The 5,515-nt window shown below is 63.6% G+C and carries 3 protein-coding genes and 1 pseudogene; all 4 read left to right on the forward strand.

Annotation, left to right across the window (positions count from 1 at the left end; all coding sequences use genetic code 11):
* A partial coding sequence (locus tag WCE35_RS22910) for a flagellar hook-basal body complex protein (RefSeq protein WP_424595595.1) occupies positions 1-1,038 on the forward strand: 1,038 nt, incomplete at its 5' end.
* A gap of 44 nt (positions 1,039-1,082) precedes the next feature.
* Positions 1,083-2,960: a flagellar hook-associated protein FlgK gene (flgK, locus tag WCE35_RS22915; RefSeq protein WP_424595596.1), complete on the forward strand. Its 1,878-nt coding sequence runs from the start codon at positions 1,083-1,085 to the stop codon at positions 2,958-2,960.
* A 10-nt stretch (positions 2,961-2,970) separates the two neighbouring features.
* Positions 2,971-4,839, forward strand: coding sequence for a flagellar protein (locus WCE35_RS22920; protein ID WP_424595597.1), 1,869 nt, complete (start codon positions 2,971-2,973; stop codon positions 4,837-4,839).
* Between the two features lie 491 nt (positions 4,840-5,330).
* A pseudogene (locus WCE35_RS22925) lies at positions 5,331-5,515 on the forward strand (flagellin); the annotation flags it as partial.

The following is a 5,515-nucleotide window of genomic DNA, read 5'->3' on the forward strand; positions in this document are numbered from 1 at the left end:
ACCATCACCGTCAACGGCACCCCCATCACATTTGTCGCCGCCGGCGCCGTCGGCAATCAGCTCAACGTCACCGACGACATCGCGACGATGTTGGCCAAGATCGATTCGATCACCGGTACCGCGAACCCCTCGACCGTTGGCGCAACGGGCGCGATCACGCTGCATACGGGTACGCTCTCGAACCTGACGGTCACGAGCTCGAACGCGGCGGCATTTGGCGCGCTCGGCTTCACCCCCACCGTGACCGCGACCCGCAGCGGTGGCGGCACCGTGGGCACCGGTGCCGTCATCGGCAGCGACACGACGACGTTCGCAAACGAATCCATCAGCGGCGGCGCGGTGACGGCCTACGACGCCACGGGAACGGCGGTCAACCTGCAGCTGCGATGGGCCAAGACCGACAGCGCAGCGCTCGGCAGCCCGCATGCCGATACCTGGAACCTGTTCTATCAGTCCAATTCCAATGCGACGGGAACGCAGACCGCGTGGATCAACGCCGGGACCAACTTTGTCTTCGGTACAAACGGAGCGTTGGTCAGCCCCTCGGGATCGAGCATCACGCTTTCGAACGTTTCGGTCAACAGCCAGTCACTCGGCAATCTCACGGTCAGTTTCGGCGCGGGTGGCCTCACCCAATACGCCAGCACCGGCGGCACCACGACCATCAACCAGATCCAGCAGGACGGCTATGCCGCCGGGCAACTTCAGTCGGTCGCCGTCAACAACAGCGGTCTCGTGGTCGGAACGTTTTCCAACGGCCAGAATCTCAATCTAGCGGCGGTCGCGTTGTCTCACTTCAACGGCCCCAACTACCTGAAACCCCTCGACGGCGGTGCCTACGCCGCGACCGATAAATCCGGAGTCGCGATCGCCGGCGCAACGGGAACAATCGCCGGATCGTCGGTCGAAGGTTCGAACGCCGATATCGCCGACGAATTCACCAAGCTGATCGTGACCCAGCAGGCCTACTCCGCCAACACCAAGGTGATCACCACGGCGCAGACCATGGTTCAGGATCTCCTGAATGTGCTGCGGTGAGGAGCCTGAAAAAGACCGCGTGACATAACCTCAGGCGTGCAATCATGAGTTTAAGTTCGGCCCTTTCGACCATAATGGCTGGTTTGAGCACGAACCAGGCTGCGCTGTCGATCGTATCATCGAACGTCGCCAACGCGAAGACGCCGGGCTATGTCACCCGAACCCTCGGCCAGATTGAAGTCGCGGGCGCGAGTTCGGATGCGGGAGCAAGCGTCCGCGTCACCGGCGTGAACCGCCAGCTCGACCATTACCTGCAAACCCAATTGCGCACCGAGACGTCCGGCAGCGCCTATGCCGATCAGATGTCAAACGTGCTGGCCCAGCTGCAAAGCATCTATGGAACGCCCGGTGGCGCGGGAACGCTGGAGTCGGCATACAACGACTTTACTTCCGCGCTGCAGGCGCTGTCGGCGAACTCGGGCACCCAGTCCGCGCGAGTCCTGGCCTTGACGACGGCGCAATCGCTGGCGCAGCAATTGAATACCGCGACGCAGGGAGTTCAGGCGCTGCGTTCGAACGCGGAACAGGACATCGGGATTTCGGTTACTCAGGCCAACAACGACATGGCGCAGATTGCGAAACTCAATTCGCAGCTGCAGAGCCTTCCTGCGAACGACAACAATGCCGCAACGTTGCTGGATCAGCGCGACAGCGCCATCAACGATCTCGCGAAGTACATGGACATCCGGGTCGTAACGGACAGCGCCAACCAGGCGGCGGTCTACACCACGTCCGGCCTCCAGCTCGTCGGCGTCCAGGCGTCGCTGTTGACGTTCAACTCGCAGGGTACGCTCAACGCCAGTTCGCAATGGAACAGCAACCCGACCCTGTCCTCCGCCGGTACGCTCACGCTCACATTCGCCAACGGGGCGAACGTCGATCTGATCGCGACCAACTCGATCGGGTCGGGCCGTATCGGCGCCGACTTGAAGTTGCGGGACAATACCCTGGTGCAGGCGCAAGCGCAGCTCGATCAACTGGCCGCGACGCTGGCCGGTTCGCTGTCCGACAAGACCACCGCCGGTGCCGCGGTGACGGCGGGCGGCAAAGCGGGATTCGATGTCGATCTGTCGAACGTGCTGCCGGGAAATTCGATCAACCTGACCTACACGGACACGGCAACCAATACCCCGCATCGGATTACGATCGTGCGCGTGGATGATCCAACCGCGCTGCCGCTGCCCAATACGGCGCCCAATGCCAACGACAAGGTGATCGGCGTCAACTTCCAGGGCGGGATGGCCTCGATCGTCTCGCAAATCGCCACGGCGGTCGGCAACACCAACCTTCAATTCTCCAATCCGGCCGGCTCGACGTTGCGGGTGCTCGACAACGGCGCGGCGGCGGTGAGCGTCAATGCGGCATCGACCACCGTCACGATGCCGGCGCTGGCGAACGGCAATCCGCAATTGCCGGTGTTCACGGACGGCAGCACGCTCTATACAGGCGTCATCACCGGCCGCGGCGTGCAGCAGGCCGGTTTCGCGGGACGCATCTCGGTCAATTCCGCGCTGGCCAGCGATCCATCGCTGTTCGTGGTCTACAACACCTCGCCGCTGACGACCGCCGGCGACACGACGCGCTCGGACTTTCTCTACTCCCAGCTGACGTCGGCGTCGTTTACCTACTCGCCGCAGACCGGCCTCGGCTCAAGGACGTCGCCGCTGACGGGAACGTTGCCGAACTATCTGCAGCAATTCCTCGGCCTGCAGTCCAACGCGGCGGCGTCCGCGCAACAGGTCGCGCAAGGCCAGGATGTCGTGGTCAACACGTTGCAGCAGAAGTTCGACGCCACGTCCGGCGTCAACATCGATACCGAAATGGCAAGCCTGATCGCGCTGCAGAACGCCTACGCAGCCAATGCTCATGTGATGTCGGTGGTGCAATCCATGATGCAGACCCTGATGCAGTCTCAACGATAAGGTAGTCCGGATGTCGATCAACAGCGTCGGTTACGGCAACGCCCTGCTCGGGCAATCGGTCTTCGACCTCAAGAACCAGCTCGACGCGCTGCAGACGCAGCTCGCGACCGGCAAGAAGTCGACCACCTATTCGGGGATGGGCGTCAACGAGGGTTTTGCGATCTTCGCGCGCGCACAGCTGTCAAATCTGTCCGCCTTCGCGACGACGATCACCAACATCAATACCACGATCGACACCACCAGCACGGCGTTGACGTCGTTCGGCCAGATCGCGACGCAGGTGAAATCGGCGGCCGGCAGCGGCGGCGCGATCGTGAACGGCTCCGGGCAGACCACCGGCCAGCAGACCGCGCTGTTGCAGCTCAAGACCATGCTGGAAATGCTCAATACGCAGGCCGGCGATCGCTATCTGTTTTCCGGCAGCGCCATCGATACGCCGTCCGTCGCGTCGATGGAGGATATCCTCAATGGGAAAGGCGCCCAGGCCGGATTGAAGCAGCTGATCGCCGAGCGCAACCAGGCGGATCTCGGCGTCGGCGGCATGGGACGGCTTGTCGTCTCTTCGCCCACTCCCACGTCGGTGTCGGTCGCAGAAGATGTCGCGGGTTCGCCGTTCGGCCTGAAGCTCAATGCGATCGCGTCCTCGTTGACCGGCGCGACCGTCACCGGCCCGTCGGGATCGCCGGCGGCGGTCTCGGTCAACCTCGCGAGCAATCCCAACAACGGCGACAATATCACCTTCACGTTCAACCTGCCGGACGGCACGACGGAAGCGGTGCGACTGACCGCCTCGAACGCGACGCCGCCGCCGACTGGAAGCTTTGCGATCGGCGCCACGCCGACCGCAACCACGGCCAACCTCAATGCGGCGCTCAACACCGCGATCGGCACGCTCGCCAACACCGCGTTGGTCGCGGCCTCGGCCATGGCGGCGTCGGACAACTTCTTCAATTCGGCCGGAACTGCGACGGGAGGCGTCGTCAACAACAAGGCCGCGGCACCCATCACCGGCGCGACGCTTCTGTCCGGCGGCGCGGCCACGGATTCGCTGGCCACGAACTTCGCGGCCGGCGACACCATCACCGTCAACGGCACGCCGATCAGTTTTGTCGCTGCCGGAGCGACCGGCAACCAGCTCAACGTGACCGACAGCGTCCAGACGTTGTTGGCAAGAATAGATTCGATCACCGGCACTTCGGTCCCCTCGACCGTCAGCGGCGGCGTGATTGCGCTGCATACCGACAACGCCGCGAGCCTGAGCGTCACCAGTTCGAATCCGGCGGCGTTCGCGGCGCTCGGTTTCGGCGCCACTGCGACGGCGATCCTGCCGCCGCTTCGGGTCGGAGGAACGCCGTGGAGCACGGCGACCTCACTGGTCAGCGGCGCGGCGAACACGGTTGCCTGGTACACCGGCGAAGCCGGTCCGGGACCGGCCCGCGCGTCGTCGACCGCGCGGATCGACCAGGCCGCAACGATTCAATACGGTGTGCGCGCCAACGAGCAGGCCATTCGCAACACGCTGCAGTCCGTCGCGGCCTTCGCCGCATTCACGATGTCGCCGACGGGTCCCAATGCGACCGCACAGATCTCCGCCCTGAACCAGCGTGTGGCGACAAGCCTGACGCCCCAGGGGAGACAGCAGAGCCTCGCGGACATCGGGACCGATCTGGCGTCCGCGCAGGTAGCGATGAAGGGCGTGGCGGCACGGCAGAGCCAGAGCCAGATCATGCTGCAGAGTCTGGTCGATCAGACCGAAACCGTCTCCACCGATCAGGTCGCGACCGAGATTCTGGCGGTGCAGACCAGGTTGCAGGCGTCGTATCAAACCACGTCGATGCTCTCGCAGCTGACGCTCGTGAAGTACCTGCCGGTTGGATAATTCAGGCTCTCCGGTCAACTCCCGACCTGAACCGCCGCGGCTGCGGGCGCGCGGCCCGACGGTGACGCAAACGCTGCGCGCGGGCAAGGTTGCGCAATTGCAGACCGCACTTCGCCGCCATCACCATGCCGCCCGTCGTCCGGACACTGCGCACGGATCTCTGCGCGGTTGCCGGGGTGTTGGCGCAACAGCCGCCGCGGGTCGGTCGGCAATGCATTCAGGACATCGAACTGGATTTCGCAGGCGCGCGACACCATGGTCGCGATCAATGACTGGCGCGGCGCCGTCGATTGCGTAGTCCTCCGCATCGCCTTCACTCATTCTAAAGATGGTCTTCACTCTTTTTAAAGCATGAGTTTTGAAGCCGGCGGGGGATCGAGGCGTCCTCCAGGGCAAATTCAGTTTTCGTTGATCATTTGCCTCCTAGGGTCCCTGCGTCCGGTCAAGAAGGCCGACAGTTGCGTAACGCCAGAAAGGTTGTTCCCATGTCCTTGTCCAACATTACTCTCACTGCCGCGGTCCGCCAGAACCTGCTCTCTTTGCAGGGCACCGCTGACCTGCTCGCGACCACGCAGGGCCGTCTCGCCACCGGCAAGAAGGTCAACAGCGCGCTCGACAACCCCACCAACTTCTTCACCGCCGCCGGCCTCGATTCCCGCGCCAGCGACATCAGCAA

The sequence above is a fragment of the Bradyrhizobium sp. genome (assembly GCF_049691595.1).
Classification (GTDB): Bacteria; Pseudomonadota; Alphaproteobacteria; order Rhizobiales; family Xanthobacteraceae; genus Bradyrhizobium.

What these genes read in the sequence shown, in the direction of transcription:
- flgK (WP_424595596.1), top strand. Translation starts at nt 1,083, where the DNA reads ATGAGTTTAAGTTCGGCCCTTTCGACCATAATGGCTGGTTTGAGCACG.
- WCE35_RS22920 (WP_424595597.1), top strand. Translation starts at nt 2,971, where the DNA reads ATGTCGATCAACAGCGTCGGTTACGGCAACGCCCTGCTCGGGCAATCG.